Here is a 20,478-nt window from a genome sequence, read left to right on the forward strand (position 1 = left end):
GAAAGTCCCTCGCAATGAATCACTCTATGTTTTCGTTTGCATCCCCTGTCGCTAAAAACAACGGGGCAAAGTCTTCCCATTCCAGCATGCTCAGCGTATCGCGTGTCCATTCCGCTGCCTGCTTGCTCGTTAATCTTACCGCTTGATTTTGCATCGCTTCCTGAACGAGATTTTGGACGAGCCTGCCGTTCCCGTGCAGCTGATGGCTTGCGGCTGCCCGCTCCAAATAAGTCCGGATCGTTTCCACCGTTTTGTCGTGAACCAGATAGCCCCTTTGATATACCGCCAGCCGGAGCATTTGCACCAATTCATCCGTAGTGTAATCCGGGAACGGAATGTACTTTTTGAAACGCGAGTAAAGTCCCGGGTTGCTTGCCATAAATCGCTGCATTTCCAGAGGATAGCCTGCGAGAATGACCACCAGATTTTCTTGGTGTCTGGTCATTTCCTCCACTAACGTATGGATCGCTTCATGGCCAAAATCCGTTTCGCTTCCTTCGGCCAAAGCGTAAGCCTCATCGATAAACAGGACACCGCCCAACGCTTCGCGGACCTTCCTCCTGGTCAATGCCGCCGTCTGGCCTACATATCCGGCAACCAGATCAGCCCTGCCAACTGTAACCAGATGTCCGCGTTTCAAGTAGCCGATTTCTTTCAACCTTTCGGCATACAAGGCCGCAACCGTCGTTTTTCCGGTTCCCGGGTTCCCCGTGAATACCGCGTGGAGTTCAATAGGCAAGGCAGGCAGCCCGATCGCACTGCGCTTGCGCTGAACGTCCACAAACGATGAAATCTTCAACAGCTCCGCCTTTACTTGCTCCAAGCCGATCAAATTGGATAGCTTTTCCCAGGCACTATCAGACTTCTGCTCGCCCCGCTTGGGCAGAACATCCTCCTGGCTGAGAATGGTAAAATCATGCCAATCCAGCTCTTTTTCGCCATCCACCTCTCGTCCTTTGGCAAAAATGGCGTCCAGAACAATGTTTTGAACCGTACGGGCATTGCCAAAGGTATGGTCTACCTGAGCCTGTTCGATACGCTCCCGGAGAGCAGTGCGAGTTTCTGTTGTCAGCGTAAAATCATTGCGGCTCGCGACTTGCTCGGCAATGAGCAGAAGCTCTTCCGTACTGTAATCGGGAAGAAGAAAATGTCCTGTTTCCGGAAAGCGGCTGCGGAGTCCGGGATTAGCGTACAGAAACTGCCGCATTTCCTCGGGATAGCCGGCCATCATGACGACAAAACGGCCTGCGTACTCGCCGCCGGTCATCGCTGCAACCAGCGTATCGATGGCTGCCTGCCCGTAATCGCTGCCGGAGCTGTCCGGCCGCTTCAGGCTGTAAGCTTCATCAATAAACAAGACGCCGCCCTCCGCCCGTTTTACGGCATCCATCACCTTCTGCTCTGTCTGTCCCACGTATGCCCCCACCAAATGAGAGCGGTCCACCTCGACGACGTCTTCGCGCTCCAGCAAGCCAAGCTCGTGATAAAGTCTGGCGATGAGTCTGGCCAAAGTCGTTTTCCCCGTTCCCGGATTGCCCATGAAAACGAGGTGGAGCGGAATTTGGTCCCGCATATGCCAACCTTTCTCCTCCCGCATTTGGCGATAGCGGAGAAAGTTTGCCAGCGAGCGGACCCGATCCTTGATTTCCTGCAAACCGATCAAAGCTTCCAGCTCTTCCAGCGCAGAAAGTTTCCCTACCGGCTCGTCAGCGGCATCAGCCTCGTTATTTGTATCAAACAGTGCCGCCCTCTTTTCGTTCTGAGCAGCCAATGCCCGTATCGCTTCCTGCAGAGACGCAAGTGATTCACCGGAATAAAACAGCCCGCGCAGGGAAGCAGCGTACTCCTCTGCACGCTCCAGCATTACCTCTAGCAGCCGCTTTCTTTCTGCGTACAAAGCCCCTAGTACGGCCAATCTCTCAGCCGTTTCGCTTTCCCCGACCCGTCTTGCAGCTTCCCCGGCTTCAGCCGCCAGTTTGCGCCACCCGTCCAGCTCCACCAGCTCTGCTCGGCCTGCTTCCTGGAGAATTTCCAAGTTTTTGCGTCGGCTGACAGCGTTATCAGTCTCGCGCACAGATGGATAGCCTTGCTGAAACCGATGTTCTTTCAGTTGCAGCTCGTACAGCCGAAGACGGCATTTCAGAGCCAATTCAAAGGAGGGATCCAGCGAGATCGCTCTGTCCAGCCACTCCGCCGCCAGCGTATGGCCTCCCGGCTTTTTCATTCGCTTGGAGGCAAGCAATGTCAGAACGACCGCTTCCGCTTCGCTGGTACGAGCAAATTGACCGTTTTTTCGCAAATCCTCGACCAATTGCAGCGCGGACAGAAGCTCACCCTCTGTCACTTCTTTTGTATCATGAGGTTGGTCCCGCCACATCCATATTTGTTTCAGACTGTCCGGTACGTTCTGTTGCTGCATCGAAGGTCCTCTCCCATCCGTACAATCAGTTTCACCTCCTGTTGTATCATATTTTGAGCAAAGTGAAAAGAACAGGAACCTTTGGAAGGCTTTATTCCTTGATATTGTCTGCTGAATTGTACTGATACAGGTCGTGGAAACAGAGAAAGACAGCCTGACTCACGAAGAGCGGCTGCCAGTCATTTTTACCTTGACGCTATACATCGATATGACCCAGTTCCACGTCAGCCTGGAAATGGGCTTTTGCCGCTTTAAATACATCCTCCTCGGAATCCGCAGCGATTTTAAACATCGTGATCAGCTTGTCTCCGCTCAGCACCTGAACATTGTACTGGGCGTCTCCGTCATATGTAGCGGCAAACTGGTATTCCCTTCCGTTCACTTCTATACATTGTTCCATTGTCGGCACACCTGTGAATGCTAATCTAATAATTGACCACCTAGTGGTACATTGCTCATAAAAAAGTTGACCACCTGAGCACCTCTTTCCTGTATCTTGAAGTTGTCGGACCACAAGATATAGGAGGAAAGGAAATGCTTCAGATGGCTAATTACGAGTTTATCAGGAAACAACACATTCTGCTAGGAAAGTCGATTCGCCAAATTTCTCGAGAGACCGGCTATTCCCGTCAAGTGATACGAAAGGCTTTGAAATCCTCTGAGATTCCTGTGTATCAGCTTTCAAAACCGAAGCCAAAGCCAGTCATTGATTCTGTCAAGCCCATCATCTTGGAGTGGCTGCATCAAGATGAACAAGCTCCCCCGAAGCAGCGTCATACTGCCAAACGCATTTACCAGAGACTCGTTGACGAACATGGATTCACCGGCGGTGAATCTACTGTACGACGCTACGTCAGAGAGTTGCGGGTTTCTCCCCCTAAAGCATTTGTCCCTCTCGATTTCCCGCCAGGGCGCTTTGCTCAATTTGACTGGGGTGAGGTTACGGTTCATTTACAAGGGAAACAAGTAAAGGTTCAAGTCTTTTGTATGCGTTGCACATACAGCAGAAAGATTTTTATCAAAACATTTGCTCATCAGAAGCAAGAGGCTCTTCTCCAAGGTCATGTAGATGCTTTTGAATTTTTCGGTGCTGTTCCCCAAGTCATCACATACGACAACCTGACAACAGCCGTTAAGAAGGTATTGGAGGGTAAAAATCGCGAGGAACAAGAGCGATTTACTCAGCTACGTGCCCACTACCTGTTTGAAAGCTATTTCTGTGATCCCGGAAAAGGGCATCAAAAAGGCCAGGTGGAAAACCTCGTACAGTTTGCTCAGAGGCAATTTTTTACCCCTGTACCCAGTGTTTCTTCTCTGGAGGAGCTCAATCAAATCCTCCTCGAAAAATGTATCTCTTACGAGAATACAACCGTTCCAAGGTCTTCACTAACGGTTGGAGAAGCATTTGCTCAAGAGTTGCCTATCATGCTTCCATTGCCTCCACGGCCATTGGATTGTTTCCGTGTTGTACCCGTGAAAAGCAATACGCTATCCATGATCCACATTGAGAAAAATGCCTATTCCGTCCCCGTTTCCTATGCATCGACCCAGCTTACTTGCCGAGTGTTTGCTGAAAAAGTTGAGGTGTATCACGGAAAAAGCCTGATTGCGACGCATGAGCGGTGTTTGGAAAAGGGAAAGGAGATTTTGCAATACGATCATTATCTGGATTTACTTCTTATTCGTCCAGGAGCAGTTCTTTATGCTAGACCATTGCATCAGGCAGGATTACCCGCCATTTACCAAAAGTTCTTGGACAAGTGCCGCAACCGACCAGGAGGGATGAAGGAGTTCGTTCGACTCTTGCTTTTGCACCGTGAATTCGATACTTCTCTTGTCGAAGAAGCACTGGAGGAGGCCTGCCAAAAAGGGATGTTCCAATATGATGCCGTAAGGCAATTATTGTTTCAGCGAACATTGCCGGAACACCGTCTACCCCAACTCTCGTTGGTGGAGGATAGCTCTGTTCCACGTATTCAGGTAAAGGCCCCAGATCTTAGCCAGTACAATCGTTTGTTACAGAAAAGGAGTGTGGTTCATTGAGTACGAGTTTCTTGCTTGAAACCTATGCGAAACGCCTTCGCTTACCTGCGATTAAACGTGTCTATAAGGAAATTGCCCATGATGCTGCTGAACGGCAAATTCCCTACGAGGAGTTCCTCTTAGCCCTACTAGAGCAAGAAGTTCAGCAAAGGGATGCTAACCAAATCGCCAGTCGCATCAAGCATGCCAAATTCCCTTCTATGAAAACGATCGATCAATTTGAATTCTCAGCCATTCCGTCTCTCAACAAGCCCAAATTGCTTCAACTGGCTCGCTGTGAGTACATCGAAAAGACAGAGAACATCATGTTTATCGGAAACTCTGGCACTGGCAAAACTCATCTCTCCATTGCACTCGGGAAGGAAGCTTGCCATCATGGCTATTCCGTCCAGTTTTGGACTGCCGCTAAAATATGCAATGAGCTTATGGAAGCTCAGTCCCAAAAGCGAATTCTCCAGCTAGAGAGGCAATGGTTGAAAACAGATTTGATTATTTTGGATGAAGTCGGGTTTGTCCCTCTCAGTCGGACCGGGGCGGAGTTATTATTCCAATTTTGTGCGGCCCGCTATGAGAAAGGAAGCATGATCATTACCAGTAATCTGGAATTTACGGAATGGACACAGATTTTCAAAGATGAGCAAATGACGTCAGCCCTGGTTGATCGGCTTACCCATCGTGCCCACATCTTTGCAATGAATGGGGACAGTTATCGCTTTAAACAGAGCATTCAAAGATCGTGATCATGAAAAAGTTACCCACCCGACGGGTGGATTGATTTTTGCCATGGTGGTCAATTTTTTGATGAGCACTGTGGTCAACATTTTGGTTGACATTCACACACACCTCCTGCTATAGTGTGTCACGATTCGATTTCCATCATGTCGTTTCCACCTTTATTTGCAACAGGCAAAATATTTCCAAAGGTAGGATTAGTCAACAACGCCACTCACAGTCTTGGAGGGTACCAAAGAAATTTGGTGCTTTATACAGGACTACAATAAGGTAGCAACATAGAGTAAGGAGGGTGCTGTGAGGAACTTTACGATATGGTCAATTGTATGTTTGGGAGCCTTCGCCATTTTGTTTTGTTTATTATCAAATGGTATGCTTTCTCCTTCAATGGGCAAATTTTTCTTGGTTTCAGTGATTTTGCTTCCGTTGTTAGGCGTCATTTTTGGAGCTATAAGTGATGGAGGCTTGCTAAAGTGGGTACTCATCTTATTAAACGTATTTGCATTGGGTTCAATTATTTTTCTTCTTTTATTGGGATTTGGCATGGGAGAAGCGTGAAAACGACTTACGAATATTTGGGTAGCCTTTTGCTATCCTTTTTTATTTTATTCCCTACCCAAGTACAGCCAATGGAACTAAATCCCGCTTCCCTAATATCCCACTGTCATTGCACTGCCCGCAGGCCGTATATCGAAATGATCCTTCATGCCTTGGCTGGATAAGGGATAGCTTTCTGTCCTCAACAGAGGCTACGGAATACCCGATCGTTCATGGAGTGCATAACTATGCTCGGCGCAGATAACAAGCATCATTCAGCACATACGTGACAACTCGTATTTCGCTCCTTCAGTCGATCATGTATATGTATACTAACCAAATGGCATATGTTAATATTTGGATAGATAAAACATATCAGGGGCGATATAAATGTTGAGACGTATACTGATAGGCTTGGGTGTTTATCTAGCAGGATTTATCGTTGTGGGGTTAACTGTTTCTATTTTTAATGATTCACCTCAGTTTTCTTTCATGCGAGCAATTGTCTTTTCGATTTTGTATCTTTAAGCTGTAATTGCTGTCTGTGCTTCATTTGTGTTAGGAAAAACAAACAATAACTAATGTTGTGTTTATAGAGGCTATTCGTCGGTGCAGCCCCCTGTTACCTCAAGTATTCTGCCGTTAATCAGATACAGTGATACTGTCGAAAGAATGCGCATGCTTCAGAGTAAGGGCATCGTCTATACATGGTATAATTTGGTCGAAATGATCTTGAGTTAAAGGATGATTTTATGGATGTTTTTCCACCCTTGTTGGTTAGCTTTATGCTTGCCGTCTTACTATACAGACTCAACAAATACAGGCTTACTCGATATAACCGTGAAAATATCGGGATAGCATTATGTAGCCTGCTTATAAGCTCCTATATTAAGACCAAACTTGTTTTTGTAACCATAACTGTTATTTTCGCAATCTTGTTGGCATCTTTTATTTGGGGACTTGCTAAGGAACTATAGAGATTGTTCGAACAAGCATGTCTGTGACGACATCATTAGGGGCAAACGAATAATGTACGTAAACCGTGTCCTTCATAGCACATGTATGACTTCATTGTAATAAGTCCGCTGAAATATCCTTATACGAATCCTTTTTTGCTACATCAGCAGTTTGAAAAGATTAAAGACTACATCCATAAAGGGGGCAACCATGAAACTTGAATACTTGTTCTTTACCCTTTCTTGCTCTATTTTTTTGTACTGGATCGTCACCAATGCTTTAACAACCTCTGATCCATCTATTACGTATTTCTTATCTTTAATAGCTTCCCAACTCTTGATACGACCTTTATATAGCTTCAAACATGCTAAACCTCATGTACAGAGTCACCATGATGGAAAAGAGTCAATGGAACGTAATTGAGATTCTATTCCCGGCTTTTTTCTGTTCGCTCACTCGTGTACTCTGTACTAGAGGAGTGATTGTGTTGGAAAAATCATTTTACTATCCGGTCCCTTGGGGTGACGTTGCCTTTTTGAAAGAAGCTTTGATTGCCATGGAACTGCCTTTTCGTATTGAACAGCCTTCCGTTCGATTGCAGTTGGCACCTGGTGAAGTGGCGATTGTATTCAGTGATATGCATATGAGAGATTACAACGCTGTTCGGGAGCTGTTTGGAGATCATGGGAAGCGTTATCCACAGTAGGCTGTTACCCTCCGATCCAGGTTGGTCGCTGGCACCACTTTTTTCTCCCTCCATTCCGGCTATCGCGTACGAGAAAAACCCGAGACCTTTCACAAACTAGATCCTCTCTCCCCATATTTTCCGCCGCAGCAGAGCATGGACGATAAAAGAAACCCCACTCAAAATTGTGCTTGCCCGCCCCATAAAGGTTTTCCAGCTTTTCTTGATCGATCGATGCCGCCGTTTGGATACTCCTCCACACACCTGTGCACATTAATGGTATTGAGGAGATGACCAATTCATGGTAAAACGAGATGAACGAGAAACACCTGCAGCTATGACCATTAATCAAGCATCTGAAGCCATTCAAAGCACTTCTCCAGACGAATCTGCTGCAATTGAACGAGAACAAAATCAAATGTTCTCGGCTCCTGGGGAGCGTGCAGCGGAAAACGAAAACCCAGCCGATTAATAGCTTGCCTTCACCTAAAGGTGGAGGCTTTTTAAACACTCTTTCACTCTTTCTCATGATGCAGCTGGCAGCTCTACTCATAGCTGCCAGCCGTTCCTCACCTTAACCCCGAAATTGGAATTAATAGCTGGTCATTGTTCTGCCAGCGATATAGTTATACCATTTTCGTGAAAAATGTGAATATTCCTGTTTTAATAGATTTACAATAAGTGGTTTGAATGGTAATATTTATACATAACCAAAAATCAGGAGGTTATTGTGTTGAAAAAATTTGCTCAAGCTGCTTTATTCGTATTACTATCTACAGCTTTTGTCATTCCTTCACATGCTATGGCTACTAGTACCCAACAGTCTTTGGATGCGGTTTCCCCTACTGCGACAACAACACAAGTGGCAACTTTTACGAACCTAACCAAAGGTACCAGATTTCTCGACTCCGAATGGTTCTATCTTAATACACCTGGTTATATTACAGTTAATGTAACGCAGAGTAATAAATCCTACACCCCCATCATGTACTATCGAATATTAAGAGATAATCCTGATGGCACCTCTACTTTCTTTGGCACTGCTGAGATTACTGGAGAGGGCTCCTTTAGTTTCACAAGCAAGAAAGAATTGCCTATTGGCCAATACTACATTCGGTTTAATAGCAACCAATATGGGAAGACGTCTGGAACCATTTCTGTCACTACTCCATAACTCCCCCTTTCGTTATTGAGGCTTTCTGATGAAGGCCTCTACTCTTATTTTTTGCATTTCCATTGAATTACTGTGATACGTTATTATATGAGTCTGTTTTATTTTTTACCATCCCTGAAACTCGTTTCCCGCTTAGATCACCCCCTCCCTACTATCTGTTCTGCTCGCCGATCAGTCGCTTTTCTCCCGCTGCCAAGTGTCACCGTACACACGCCTGCAATGACCAGGACGATCCCGATACACTGGACCCAGGTCATGCTCGAGCCGTAAAAAAGAACGGCGATCCAACAAGCATTGATCGGCACCAGGTTCATGTAGATGCTGGCTTTGCTGGCTCCGAGACGGTGAATACCCTGATTCCAGAGAAAAAAGGCGAGAATCGTCGCGAAAATCGTCATATAAGCCATTTCTCCCCATGCTTGACCGGACATGTGCGGTACACGATCCCAGCCGCCCGCTGTAAAGGACCATACGATGAGAAAAAACGCGCCTGCCATCGTTGTCGACGCAGTTGTCAATAACGGCGATACCCCTTTCATCACGACCTTGCCGATCAAGCCGTAAAGCGCCCAGCATAGGAGCGCCGACAGAAACAACAAATCACCTGCATTAAACGACAAAGAAGTCATCGCTTCCCACGAGCCCTTGACAATCACGAGGAAAACGCCGGAAAGCGACAACAGCAAGCCAATCCCAAGCTTCTTATTCCACGATTCCTTTAAAAACAAGACAGCCCCCAGCGTAATCAATACAGGGGAGTTCGCCATAATCAATGACCCGTTAATCGCCGATGTATAGGAAAGTCCGATAAAAAACAACGCATTGTAGGCGAACACTCCTGTGACTGACATTAACAAAAGGCCCAGCCAATGTTTTTTCATTTCCGCCACCTGCCACTCGCCGCGCAGAAGTGTAAAGACAAAGAGAATCAGACCGGCCGTTCCAAAACGAAAAGCGGCTGCGGTTATCGGCGGAACTTCCGTGATGACGTGCTGGGCCGCCCCGAAAGCCCCTCCCCAGAAAAGCGGAACGGTAAACATCCAAATGTATATGCTCCAATCTTTATTGGCTGTTTCGGTTTTCACTTCCGTTATCCCCTTTGCTGATCCGCCTTTTTTGACTGCTGCTATCCTGCTCCGCTCGTACCAACACCTCATACACCTCTTGCATCGGGCGCAGCCAGTTTTGTCTCATGATTGCTGCAGCCGTTTCACTGTCCCGATTCTCAAACGCGCGGATCATCCGTTCATGCTCAAGCACCGATTCTGTTTTGGACCCCACGGGTTGTTGCAGAAATACGTATTTCAAGCGGCGCACGTGGAGTTGCAGGATGGATGAAAATTGCGTAATGTACGGGTTGTCCGCAATCTCCAAGATCAAATCATGAAACTGTTCGTCATGCTCCATCGCTTGAAACAGCTGCTCCTCTCCGATCGCAGTCCGGTAATCGTTATTGACATCGACCAGCCTGCGGATATCTCCGGTCGCTATTTTCCTCGCAGCTTCTTCGGCAGCCAGCGCCTGAAGAGCGGCAAGCGGCGGGTATATTTTCGGCACGTCCTCTTTGGTTATGGTCGTGACTTTGGTTTCTCTGCCAGGGTACGTCTCGATGAATCCCTGGGTCTGGAGCAATTGCAGCGCTTCTCGGACCGGCGTCCGGCTGATTCCAAGCGCTTCCGATAACTCTGCATCGAATAATTGCTCACCCGGCTCCAGTGTTCCATCAATGATCCAGCGCTGGAGTTGGTGAAATGCTTTTTCTTTTGCAGACATCCGTACAGGTGATTGATATCCTCTCGGGATTGGCATGTGCTTACACCCTCTTTCTGATTTGTCAGAAATATATCGCATATATATTTCATTGTCAAGAACATGAGGACATTTCCGCCATGAAAACATCTCCTTGGAATGCAAAAACCCCCGGTGTCGGGGGTTCTCACGCGAAAGCTGCGCTTTTTTTAGACAGGTGAAAATTGTGAAAGGACGGTCGGCTGACGGAGCTCAGAACCGTTTGGCAAAGCGATGACCAGCGTGCCAGTTCCATCTCCTCCATCATCCTCCCAGCGGAATCCAAACGTCAGTTTCTTCGCTTCCGTTCCGTCTGAAAAAGCCGCCAGCAAGCTGCCCATCGTCTCGGGCAAAATCGGCACGGCTACCCGATTCCCTTGCTCATCCGGAATGGACAGGAGCTTGGGCGCATCTGCGAAATACTGAACCGTATCAGCGAGCAGGGATACTTGCTGCTGAGTCAATTGCGATACAAACGCTTCAAAAGGCACTCCCATTCCGATCATTCCTTTTCTGGGTCGTCAAACAAGCTTTGCTGGATCAGCGTTTTTTTCTCCTCACCGCGTGGAGCGGCCTGCAGCTCTTCATTGACTTTCGAGGAAGCGTCCTCCTCTTCGCCAGTCAGAACCGCTTCATATGCGACGCTGCGGACTTCTCCTTCGACTGCGGCCCTGCCAATACCGCCTTGTTCCGTGATGCCAACCTGTTCAGCCTGTACCTGTACCCACTCCTGTTTGTCTGTCAAGGCATAGAGGGTCTCTTCGACAGTCACGGCGACTACCAGATGGGGATGCGTTTTCCGTTTGCGGATCAGCTGCACTCCTTTTCCGGCCCTTCCCTGCAAGGGGATGCTCTCCAAATAGGTGCGCTTCAGGGTCCCTTCTGCAGTCAAAATGCTGAATACCCGCGGATCTTTCTCTTCGATCGGCAATACCCCGACCACATGATCGCCTGCTGCGAGGGTGATCGCCTTGACACCGCTGGAAGCCCGTCCGGTCGGGCTTACGTCGCTCTTCAAGAAGCGGATGCCCATCCCGTCTTTCGTGACGACGAGGAATGCTCCCTTCTCCTCCGCCGCAAACGCAGCGACATACTCATCCTCTTCGGATTTCAGCTTGGCCGCTACCAGCGCGCCGGAACGATTCGTTTCGTACTCGCTCAAAGCCGTTTTCTTCACGAGACCCGAGCGGCTCATGTGAACGATTTGCAACGGCTGCTTGAAGTTCTCCACGATCGCAAAACCGATTACGCGCTGATGCTTTTCAAGCGGAATGATGTTGACGAGCGCCGTGCCGATGTCTTTCCATTTGTCGTCAGGAATGGCATGCACCAACGTGGCAAAATACTTGCCATCCTGCGTGAAAAACAGCGCTGTATGGGACGTGTTCGTCTCGATGAAGTAACGGACCCGGTCTCCTTCCTTCACTCCACACGTATCGATCGTCCCTCCCATCGACTTGAACGAACGCGGACTTGTCCGCTTGATGTAGCCTTCGTTGGTCAGGGTGACGATGCAATCCTCCGCATTGATCTGCATGGCGATATCCACCTTGATTTCCTCGATCTCGCCCTGTATTTCTGTCAAACGTGGATCTGCGTACTTCTTTTTGATCTCGTTCAGCTCGGACGTAATTACCTGGATCAGCTTTTTCTCGCTCTCCAGGATCGATTTCAGCTCGGCAATCTCCTTGGCAAGCGTCTCCAGCTCTTTTTCCAGCTTGACGATGTCCAGGCGGGTCAAGGAAGCAAGCTGGATGCTTAGAATGGCATCGGCCTGCGGATCGGTAAAGCCGTACTTCTCCATGATGTTTTTCTTGGCATCGGCCCGATCTTCCGAGTCCATGATCGTATCCACGACCTGCCGCAAGATCGATTTCGCCCGAATCAGGCCTTCCACCACGTGCTCGCGCTTGGATTTTCGATCGAGGTCGTACTGGGTACGCCTGGTCACGACTTCCTTCTGGTGATCGATGTAGGCGACGAGCAGCTCTTTTAATCCCATCTGGCGAATCGTGCCTTCGTGAATGACGTTCATGTTGTAGTTGTAATAAATTTGCAAGTCGGTGTTTTTGTAAAGATAGTTCAAGATCGGTGTCTCATCCACATCCTTCTTGATGTCGATGACGATCCGCACCTTTTTCTGCTCCGCCTCCTTGCGGCCGGTCTCGTCCCGGACGGCAAGAGCCCCTTCGATTTTTCGCTCCATGACGAGCTCATCGATCTGGGCAACCAGCTTGGACTTGACCACGTCGTAAGGAATTTCCGAGATGACGATTTTCTTCACCTTGGCTCCCTTTGGCTCCTCGACATGGGTTCTGCCGCGGATGATGAACTGTCCGCGCCCTGTTTCAAAAGCCTTGCGAATGCCGGAGATCCCTTGGACGATTCCCCCTGTCGGGAAATCTGGCCCTTTTACGTAGGTCATCAGCTCATCCAGACTGATGTCCGGCTTTTTCATTTGAGCAATGGCCGCATCAATCACTTCGCCGAGATTATGTGTCGGAATATCCGTGGCAAACCCTACGGCAATCCCCGAAGCTCCGTTCACAAGCAGATTGGGGAAACGGGACGGCAGCACTGCCGGCTGCTCCGCCGAATTGTCGTAGTTCGGGATGAAGGTAACGGTATCTTTCTCGATGTCCCGCAGCATTTCGTTGGCGAGCGCCGAAAGACGGGACTCGGTATAACGCATCGCCGCAGGCGGGTCGGCATCGAGGCTGCCGAAGTTGCCATGCCCCTGAATCAGCACCTGGCGCATTTTCCACCATTGCGCCATGCGGACCATCGTTTCATAAATGGCGGCATCTCCGTGCGGATGGTACGTCCCCATCACGTAACCGACTGTTTTCGCCGATTTCCGGTACGGCTTGTCATGGGTGTTTCCCTCTTGGTACATCGCGTACAAAATACGGCGCTGCACCGGCTTCAAGCCATCGCGCGCATCGGGGATCGCGCGGGACAGGATGACCAGATTGGCATAATCGCCGAAGCGTTTTCCCATGATTTCCGCAAAGCTTTGTTCGATAATTTGATTGGACAGCATGCTTATTCATCCTCCCCCACTTCAAAGGTGACGTGGCTTTCAATCCACTCTCTGCGGGGCGGTACCTTGTCGCCCATCAGTACCGTCACCAGTTTTTCGCAGTGGGCCAGGTCTTCCAGTTGAACCCTGATCAGTTTGCGCGTTTCCGGATTCATCGTCGTTTCCCACAGCTGATCCGGATTCATCTCGCCCAAACCTTTGTAGCGCTGCACTTCAGCACCGCGGCCAAGCTTTTTGAGGGCTTGTTCCAGTTCGTAATCACTCCAGCAATATATCGATTCCGCCTTTCCCCGCCCCTCTTTTTTCACCTGATACAAAGGCGGCTGGGCGATATAGAGATGCCCGGCTGCAATCAGAGGCTGCATATAGCGGAAAAAGAAAGTGAGCAGCAAGGTCTGAATATGCGATCCATCGACGTCTGCGTCAGACATGATGATGATTTTGTTGAACGCGCAATTCTCGATCGAAAAGTCTTCGCCGATATCCGTTTCCAGCACTTCCAGCACTGTGCGGAATTCCTCGTTGGATAGTACGTCGGAAAGCTTGGCTTTCTCTGTATTGAGCGGTTTTCCCCTCAATCCGAAGATCGCCTGAAATTCGGAGCTCCGTGCTTGCTTGGCCGAGCCTCCGGCAGAATCCCCCTCCACGAGGAACAATTCATTGCGCTTCGGGTCTTTATATTGCGGGGGAGCAAACTTCTCCGAAATGGACTTGCGTTTCTTTGTATTTTTGCTCTTTTTGTCTCCGCGCAAAGCCTCCCGCTGTTTTCGCAGCTCTTCCCTGATTTCTGCCGAACGAATGGCCTTGTCTACGAGCAGCTTTCCGACTTCCGGGTTTTCTTCCAGGAAAAAGCCCAGCTTTTCCGAGACGATCTGCTCCACGATTGTCCGCGCTTCTTCGTTCCCGAGTTTGTCTTTGGTCTGGGATTCAAACTGGACGTCAGCCATCTGCAAAGACAGAACCCCGAGGAAGCCTTCCCGCAGGTCGTTCCCTGTCAGGTTGGCGTCCTTTTCCTTCAGGTAGCCTTTTTTTCGGGCAAACTCGTTAAATACCCGGGTCGTCCCGTTGCGGAAGCCTGTCACATGCGTACCGCCATCCGTGGTCGGAATCGAGTTTACGTACGAGACGAGGGTCTCTGTGTAGCCGTCGTTGTATTGAAATGCAAGCTCCACGTAGACGTTATCCTTTTCCCCTTCGAAGTAAACGACCGGATGGAGGGTATGCTTGCCTTCGTTCAAATATTCGACATAGGACTTGAGGCCATCCTCGAAGTAAAATTCCTCCTGCTTTTTCTCCGGACCCCGCTCATCGATCAGTACCATCCGCAGTTTCTTCAGCAAAAAGGCAGTCTCGCGGAACCTGTCGCGAATCAATTCATAGTCAAAGCGAGCGTTTCCAAAGACCGCCTCGTCCGGCAAAAAGCGAACCGTCGTACCCGTACGTCTTGTTTTTCCGGTAATAACGAGATCCGTTACCGGCTTGCCCACATGTTCATTTCCTGCCTCGTCCACGACATAGGCAAATTTTTGCTTGTGCACCGAGCCCTCGCGGTGAATCTCTACTTCCAGCCATTTCGACAGCGCCACAACCACACTGGAGCCTACGCCATGCAGCCCGCCGCTCTTTTTGTAGCCTCCGCCGCCAAATTTTCCGCCGGCGTGCAGGGTCGTGAAAATGACCTCGGGCGCAGGACGTCCAGTCTTGTGCATGCCGGTCGGAATTCCCCGGCCGTGGTCTTCCACGCTGACACTTCCGTCTTTATGTAAAGTTACAATGATCTTATCGTTAAATCCGGCTAACGCCTCATCCTTGGCATTGTCAACGATCTCCCACAAAAGATGGTGAAGACCGCGACTGCCCGTAGAACCTATGTACATCCCCGGCCGCTTGCGGACGGCTATCAATCCTTCTAGAACCTGAATGTCTTCTTCGGTATATCGGAGTGCATCTGTTTCCTTCAAGCGCTTTCTCCCCTCTACTTCTTTCACTGCAGTTCCGCCAAGGTCGCTGGCGAAGTCTCGTTATAAAAGCGAACACTTAATCGCTATTGTACCGTATGGAAACCATTGTATTCAATGTTTAGCCGCCATTTCGGACGGAAAAAGACTTGCGAATGCGTATATGCCGATCAAAAAAAATGTATCGAATCCCCAGTGCGGCGCGCTTTTGCCGACAATGCTGCCAGCAAACTCTCACCATTCAAAACGGTAACTGCTGACGAGTCATCGCGAATAGAGTGGTTCCGCGGGTGCTTGCGATCCATTTGGCGCAACAGAAAGCCATCTCACGCTGCGCGAGATGGCTGGTGACATGTTTTTTTGCAAAAGCCTACACAAGATTCTCCTGCCTGTCGGAAACGATTTCCTCCATATCGACGAAGTACCGGCCTGAACCGGTAAATTGCCCCAACGAGATTCTGCGGCAAACATCTGCGCCCACTGCGGCTCCCAGAGAAACAGACGAGGCAAGCTGGGGCCAGGTCATAATGCTCTTCCCCACCTCCTGCAAAGACGCCTTGAGCCGTTCAGACATCGTTTCATAACCGACGATTTTCAAAACGGCGGGAATCTTCTCCTGGTCGGACAACCCCTGCAGCCGGCTGTAATCCAAACCTTCCGCCAATCCGTGAAGGATGGGGCGGTCCGGCTCCAGATCAAAGCGTTCGACGTCCAATAATCCGCGGTCGCTCGTATCCATGACGACTGGTATTCCATGCAGCCGCGCTTTCTCCCTGGCGAGAATTTTAATATTGAGGCTGTCGCACTCATCTACGAGAATATCCAATTTGCCGCCATCCCATAAGAAGCGTTCGATATTTTCTTCTGTAATACCTTCCGGATAGCAAACTACCCGCAGATATGGGTCAATTTCCGCAATTTCCCTCGCCGTAATCACCCACTTGGGCAGCCCGAGCTGGAAGACACCGGCCCGGATGCGGTTTAAATTGGAAAGCTCCAATGTATCAAAATCGGCGATCCGGATTTCACCGCAGCTTCTTTCCATCGCCAAAGTCAGGGCGATCGATTGACCGACAGACAGCCCGATAACGCCGATGCTTTTTTCAGAGAGCCGCTTTTGCTCCTCCGCCGTTATTTTGTTGCGGTTCCGATTGGTCCGCACAAAAATGAAATCCTCTTCGTCCAGCAAGTGAACCAGCTTATTCCTCCACGGATAATACACCCATACCCCATGAAAAGAGATGGGTGTGGAGCCGAGGTACTCGTCCACCGCGGCAGACAGCTCCTCGGGCGAAAAGCGTATCCCTGCATGTTTCGCCTTGATCATCTCCTGCAATTGGGGACGCAGACGATCAATGACTTCCGGACGTTCCGTCTCCATCAGCTCGCTTACACGATGCTGGTCTTCGATTCGTGACAAGCGAAAAAACTCCGGACGCCAAACGAATCCCGTTTCCTCTTGCTTCGTTCCCGGGTGCCAATCATGGAATGAATGCATGCATAATCCCCCGCTTTCAGACGACTTGTCCTGATTACAAAATGATCGTGTATCCATTCAGCTCTTTTTTAAAGGGCTCCACTTGCGGCGAAACAGTGTACAGAGCGGGCTGCTCTTCCACGGGAGCACCCGGCTTCCAGTACTTTGAAAATGTATTTCGCATCTCGTCATACTCTTTGGCCTCACTTGGCAACGCGAATGGAACCGGAATCAGACCGAATCCAGATTCCGCCATATACTTCTTTACATGGGGCGGGAGAATAATAAACATCGTCCCCCATTCGGCCCTTTGGGCGAAGTCCACCATCGTGGAGAGAAGCATGCGAAAAATATATCGTTTGTGCAGTTGAAGGATTTTGAACATAGTCGCATTCGGATCCTTGGGAAACATATCCAGGATGGGATGGAAGGAAAAGCGGACAAATTCTACCGCCTTCTCCCTCCTCTCTACCCCTTCAAATAAGTCGTAGCAATCAAGCTCTGATCCCACGACTGCCCGGGCCGTGGCCAAAACAACAGAGTCATTTCCCAAATCCTGTTGGACAGTAAAAACTTGCGACTTGTCATCTACTTCGTAACCGATCGGAACATATTGCGTAGGATCGCTCAGATACCGGTAGTTGTAACTGAAGCTGATAATATCCTGCACCTGTGACCACGCCGACGCATCTGCCTGTGTCGGACTTGCCCAGTAATACAGGCGGCTGTTCAGGACATCGTCCGGCCTCTCCATCAATGGTTTTGACAGTGAGTGGTAGAGCTGATTCAGCTGGACGGAAGCGAACGAATCGGGATGCTGAAATCGTTTTAGGGGAAACACGGAGTAAGGACTGGTACGTAGAGGCACATGCTTGGCGGTTACAGAGAATGAATGTGGCGTTGGCATTGTGACAACTTCCTCCTGTCATCTTCCCTGCCAGACGACGGGTTCGGAAGGCGTGATGGGATAGCTCGCGTCTGTCGCATGGGAATAATTACCTGATTACATGGTTCTACAGAAATTTCCGTTTTCCTCCAAATCTATCTACGATTTTCCAAACGATGTTTTTCATCGTTATGGGCAAGCTACGAATGAGTGAAAACCGCAGGCAAAAAGGGGGAACTTCCTTGATCAGCGCAACGAAACCTTTCGTGAAATTTCACCGTTATGACCAGGAGCTGGCCTCCGATATACAGGCTCTGAATGCTTCCGGCTATCACAAGGACGATATCTGGGTACTCAAATGGAATCCGGACAAAAATCACTCCAATCAGCGTGACAATTACTACAAGTACAGTACTCATTTTGAGAGCGCAGTTGGAAATATTGACAGCAAGGCTCACTTTTTCGACAATGGCGGGGAAGAATTGCGGACACGTCTCGAAAAGCTGGGTTTGACAAAGGATGAGGCTTCCGCGCTAGTTCGGGAATTGCAAGAGACCGATTACACCTGCCTGCTGGTCGTTCGCGATCTGAAGGACAACATCATCAAAATGAACGATTAGCAACAAAAAGACCGCTGCTCGTATATGCAGCGGTCTTTTTGTACATTTCTTTCTTATTCGTTCTCGATCAATTCGATGCCTTCAAGCACTTCGTTCAGCTTATTGTAAACGGCATCTTCCTCGTTTTCTTCCAGCGGTACCATTTCGCCACCGTCTATTTGAAATACGAAAATGTCAACTTCCTCTTCCAAATCCTCGTCGCTATCCTCGTCTTCGACAGCTTCTGTAAGGGCTACGTACTCTTTCCCGTTCAATTCGAACATTGCGATGACTTCGAAATCGCCCAAAGGCTCTCCGTTTTCGTCGTCAAGCGTGATGACGTCACCCAGTTCCAGGTCTTTTTCCTCAGCGGTCAATGTGTTCACGTCCTTATTGATGAAATTGGCTACTTCCTTCCCATCATACCGGTTTTTTCCTCAGGAAGCAAATAAGCTTAGACAACAGGCAGCCTCACCTCAAACGTGCTTCCTTCCCGTTCCTTGCTCTTGACCGTGATTTTTCCGCCCAGGCTGTTGATAATTTTATAGCTGACCATCAGACCCAGCCCCGTTCCTTTTTCCTTCGTCGTAAAAAAGGGCTCGCCAAGCTTTGGCAATCGATCCTCCGGTATGCCACAGCCGTGATCGCGGAAACGGACCACTACAACATTGTCCTCGCGCTCCACCTCTACATGCACCTCTCCACCGTCAGGCATCGCCTCGATCGCGTTTTTCAACAGATTGAGAAATACTTGCTTCAACTGATTTTCTTCGCAGCGAACCGGGGGCAGGTCTGCATCATATTTCGTGACAATTTGTACATCGTGCATAATCGCGTGCGTTTCCGCGAGCAGGATGATCTGCTCCAGCATGGGACGGATGTCATGGAGATTAAAGACAACGTTGTGAGGTTTGGCCAAGACGAGAAACTCGCTCACGATATGCTCAATCCGGTTTAGCTCAGAGAGCATGATGTCGTAGTATTTCGGTTTGTCTTCATAGCGGGATTGCAATAGGTGGAGGAAGCCTTTCAACGAGGTAAGCGGATTGCGAATCTCATGAGCGACACCGGCAGCGAGTTGCCCGATAATGGAGAGCATCTCCGACTTTCGCAGCATTTCCTCGGCCTGTTTTCTTTCGGTTACATCAAGCAAAATGCCGATCACTGCCGGAAGCCCTTTGTACACCGTCGTTTTTTGCAGCACTTCCAGCTCGACTGTGCTCCCATCCTTTCGCAATCCGCGAAAAGGATAGCGCATCGAGTGACTGGTATCCTTGTGGCTGTTTGTTGTTTCATCGGCTGTTTCCACGGGGAGGATGACTTCGTCCATTCCCAGCTTCATCAGCTCTTCCTGAGTATACCCAAACATATCCGCCATATACGGATTTACGTAGACAAAGCCGGGTTCGTTCACATAGGCGATGTATACGCCAACCAGCGTGTCTTCTACAAGACTGCGGTACAGTTCTTCCGTTTCTTTCAATTCTCGTTCCATTTGTTTTCGCTCGGTAATCTCTGTAAGCGAACCGACTACTTCCACAACGTCGCCAGAATCCGTAATCGGCGCCAATGTCGTTGTAAATATCCGATCGCCGATCGAGGCTTCGTATTCGACAATTTGACCTGCATAAGCACGTTCATACAAAGGGAGTATTTTTTCCTCGTTACAGGTCAGCAAGATCTCTTGCAGCTTTTTTTGGCCGATTGATTCAGTCGTCAGCCCAAAATCCCTGGCCAGCTTACCTTCTGACAACGTAAAAATAAAAGACCCATCTTCGCCGCGTTTGTACTTGAAAATCAGATTATGTACATTTTGTATGGTCCGGCGCAGTTCATCCCGATACAGATCGATCGCCTGCTTTCCATCCCTCTCTTGCGCTTGCAACCGGAAAGCACTCCTTTATAACAATGTTCAGATGGGTCATGTATTCGCCATTTTTTTCCTGTATCCTCTTTTTTTCCGAAAAAGAAAGGCAGCCTACTCAAAGCAGGCTGCCCTATCGCTATTCTTTCACTTCTTGAATGACTCCTTTTTCCATCAAAAACGCTTCTTCTGCTTGAAGGATCATAATGATCGCATCCCGCTGCACGTACTTCCCGGCCTCGGCCAGGCGGCGTTCCACGAAGCGGAGCATTTCTTCAAAATCGATAATCTGAATGTCCTGATCACTCACCGCGTA

At 49.1% G+C, this 20,478-nt stretch carries 19 protein-coding genes; 7 read left to right on the forward strand and 12 right to left on the reverse strand.

Translation table 11 applies throughout. From position 1 onward, the window contains the following. Nucleotides 1–19 precede the first annotated feature (19 nt). Both NST96_RS15035 and NST96_RS15040 read right to left on the reverse strand, forming a co-directional pair. Entirely contained in the window at nt 20–2,419 is a 2,400-nt protein-coding gene (locus tag NST96_RS15035) for an AAA family ATPase (protein ID WP_122958325.1), read from the reverse strand. Between the two features lie 196 nt (nt 2,420–2,615). Continuing rightward, on the reverse strand, nt 2,616–2,819 hold the full coding sequence (locus NST96_RS15040) for a hypothetical protein (protein WP_003385659.1): 204 nt from the start codon (nt 2,817–2,819) through the stop codon (nt 2,616–2,618). 134 nt (nt 2,820–2,953) lie between these two features. On the opposite strand from NST96_RS15040, the gene istA reads away from it, so the two are divergent. The 6 genes from istA (at nt 2,954) to NST96_RS15070 (ending at nt 8,547) form a co-directional block, all read left to right on the forward strand. Further along, nucleotides 2,954–4,462 (forward strand): IS21 family transposase, encoded by a 1,509-nt coding sequence (gene istA, locus NST96_RS15045; protein WP_024985261.1) that lies wholly within the window; start codon nt 2,954–2,956, stop codon nt 4,460–4,462. After that, nucleotides 4,459–5,202 carry an IS21-like element helper ATPase IstB gene (istB, locus tag NST96_RS15050; protein WP_227278642.1) on the forward strand — a complete coding sequence of 248 codons (744 nt, stop codon included), beginning with the start codon at nt 4,459–4,461 and terminating at the stop codon, nt 5,200–5,202. The genes istA and istB overlap by 4 nt, the downstream gene beginning before the upstream one ends. 289 nt (nt 5,203–5,491) lie before the next feature. Continuing rightward, a complete protein-coding gene (locus NST96_RS15055; RefSeq protein WP_171506740.1) occupies nt 5,492–5,752 on the forward strand; it encodes a hypothetical protein in 261 nt (86 codons plus the stop codon). Nucleotides 5,753–7,172: 1,420 nt separating this feature from the next. Next, nucleotides 7,173–7,394: a hypothetical protein gene (locus tag NST96_RS15060; RefSeq protein ID WP_232425920.1), complete on the forward strand. Its 222-nt coding sequence runs from the start codon at nt 7,173–7,175 to the stop codon at nt 7,392–7,394. A 280-nt stretch (nt 7,395–7,674) separates the two neighbouring features. Further along, on the forward strand, nt 7,675–7,845 hold the full coding sequence (locus NST96_RS15065) for a hypothetical protein (RefSeq protein ID WP_161785217.1): 171 nt from the start codon (nt 7,675–7,677) through the stop codon (nt 7,843–7,845). 258 nt (nt 7,846–8,103) lie between these two features. Beyond that, nucleotides 8,104–8,547 (forward strand): hypothetical protein, encoded by a 444-nt coding sequence (locus NST96_RS15070; protein WP_231504320.1) that lies wholly within the window; start codon nt 8,104–8,106, stop codon nt 8,545–8,547. A gap of 137 nt (nt 8,548–8,684) precedes the next feature. Here NST96_RS15070 and NST96_RS15075 read toward each other — a convergent pair whose 3' ends face one another. The 7 genes from NST96_RS15075 to NST96_RS15105 form a co-directional block, all read right to left on the reverse strand. Then, a complete protein-coding gene (locus NST96_RS15075) occupies nt 8,685–9,632 on the reverse strand; it encodes an EamA family transporter (RefSeq protein ID WP_024984162.1) in 948 nt (315 codons plus the stop codon). Next, nucleotides 9,610–10,356, reverse strand: coding sequence for a GntR family transcriptional regulator (locus NST96_RS15080; protein ID WP_081607691.1), 747 nt, complete (start codon nt 10,354–10,356; stop codon nt 9,610–9,612). The genes NST96_RS15075 and NST96_RS15080 overlap by 23 nt, the downstream gene beginning before the upstream one ends. A gap of 149 nt (nt 10,357–10,505) precedes the next feature. Then, nucleotides 10,506–10,832, reverse strand: coding sequence for a hypothetical protein (locus NST96_RS15085; protein ID WP_024984160.1), 327 nt, complete (start codon nt 10,830–10,832; stop codon nt 10,506–10,508). Between the two features lie 5 nt (nt 10,833–10,837). Continuing rightward, entirely contained in the window at nt 10,838–13,378 is a 2,541-nt protein-coding gene (gene parC / locus NST96_RS15090; RefSeq protein ID WP_342404162.1) for a DNA topoisomerase IV subunit A, read from the reverse strand. Between the two features lie 2 nt (nt 13,379–13,380). Beyond that, nucleotides 13,381–15,339: a DNA gyrase subunit B gene (locus tag NST96_RS15095; protein ID WP_024984158.1), complete on the reverse strand. Its 1,959-nt coding sequence runs from the start codon at nt 15,337–15,339 to the stop codon at nt 13,381–13,383. 367 nt (nt 15,340–15,706) lie between these two features. Continuing rightward, nucleotides 15,707–16,834 carry an Rv1355c family protein gene (locus tag NST96_RS15100; protein WP_039070989.1) on the reverse strand — a complete coding sequence of 376 codons (1,128 nt, stop codon included), beginning with the start codon at nt 16,832–16,834 and terminating at the stop codon, nt 15,707–15,709. 34 nt (nt 16,835–16,868) lie between these two features. Then, nucleotides 16,869–17,720 carry a hypothetical protein gene (locus NST96_RS15105; protein WP_003385673.1) on the reverse strand — a complete coding sequence of 284 codons (852 nt, stop codon included), beginning with the start codon at nt 17,718–17,720 and terminating at the stop codon, nt 16,869–16,871. A 221-nt stretch (nt 17,721–17,941) separates the two neighbouring features. Here NST96_RS15105 and NST96_RS15110 point away from each other — a divergent pair, with 221 nt between their 5' ends. Further along, entirely contained in the window at nt 17,942–18,319 is a 378-nt protein-coding gene (locus tag NST96_RS15110; RefSeq protein WP_003385674.1) for a general stress protein, read from the forward strand. A 53-nt stretch (nt 18,320–18,372) separates the two neighbouring features. Here NST96_RS15110 and NST96_RS15115 read toward each other — a convergent pair whose 3' ends face one another. The 3 genes from NST96_RS15115 to NST96_RS15125 form a co-directional block, all read right to left on the reverse strand. Continuing rightward, the gene (locus NST96_RS15115) at nt 18,373–18,675 is read right to left on the reverse strand and encodes a DUF1292 domain-containing protein (RefSeq protein ID WP_003385675.1); all 303 of its coding nucleotides are present in this window, start codon (nt 18,673–18,675) and stop codon (nt 18,373–18,375) included. Nucleotides 18,676–18,752: 77 nt separating this feature from the next. After that, entirely contained in the window at nt 18,753–20,183 is a 1,431-nt protein-coding gene (locus NST96_RS15120) for an ATP-binding protein (RefSeq protein WP_003385676.1), read from the reverse strand. Nucleotides 20,184–20,301: 118 nt separating this feature from the next. Continuing rightward, the gene (locus tag NST96_RS15125; protein WP_003385677.1) at nt 20,302–20,472 is read right to left on the reverse strand and encodes a hypothetical protein; all 171 of its coding nucleotides are present in this window, start codon (nt 20,470–20,472) and stop codon (nt 20,302–20,304) included. Nucleotides 20,473–20,478 lie beyond the last annotated feature (6 nt).

Source organism: Brevibacillus sp. FSL K6-2834 (assembly GCF_038592925.1).
Lineage (GTDB): Bacteria > Bacillota > Bacilli > Brevibacillales > Brevibacillaceae > Brevibacillus > Brevibacillus borstelensis.

Coding starts and splice junctions, on each gene's coding strand:
- NST96_RS15105 (WP_003385673.1), bottom strand. CDS start 17,720: ATGCCAACGCCACATTCATTCTCTGTAACCGCCAAGCATGTGCCTCTA.
- NST96_RS15065 (WP_161785217.1), top strand. CDS start 7,675: ATGGTAAAACGAGATGAACGAGAAACACCTGCAGCTATGACCATTAAT.
- NST96_RS15035 (WP_122958325.1), bottom strand. CDS start 2,419: ATGCAGCAACAGAACGTACCGGACAGTCTGAAACAAATATGGATGTGG.
- parC (WP_342404162.1), bottom strand. CDS start 13,378: ATGCTGTCCAATCAAATTATCGAACAAAGCTTTGCGGAAATCATGGGA.
- NST96_RS15040 (WP_003385659.1), bottom strand. CDS start 2,819: ATGGAACAATGTATAGAAGTGAACGGAAGGGAATACCAGTTTGCCGCT.
- istA (WP_024985261.1), top strand. CDS start 2,954: ATGCTTCAGATGGCTAATTACGAGTTTATCAGGAAACAACACATTCTG.
- NST96_RS15100 (WP_039070989.1), bottom strand. CDS start 16,834: ATGCATTCATTCCATGATTGGCACCCGGGAACGAAGCAAGAGGAAACG.
- NST96_RS15085 (WP_024984160.1), bottom strand. CDS start 10,832: ATGGGAGTGCCTTTTGAAGCGTTTGTATCGCAATTGACTCAGCAGCAA.
- NST96_RS15080 (WP_081607691.1), bottom strand. CDS start 10,356: ATGCCAATCCCGAGAGGATATCAATCACCTGTACGGATGTCTGCAAAA.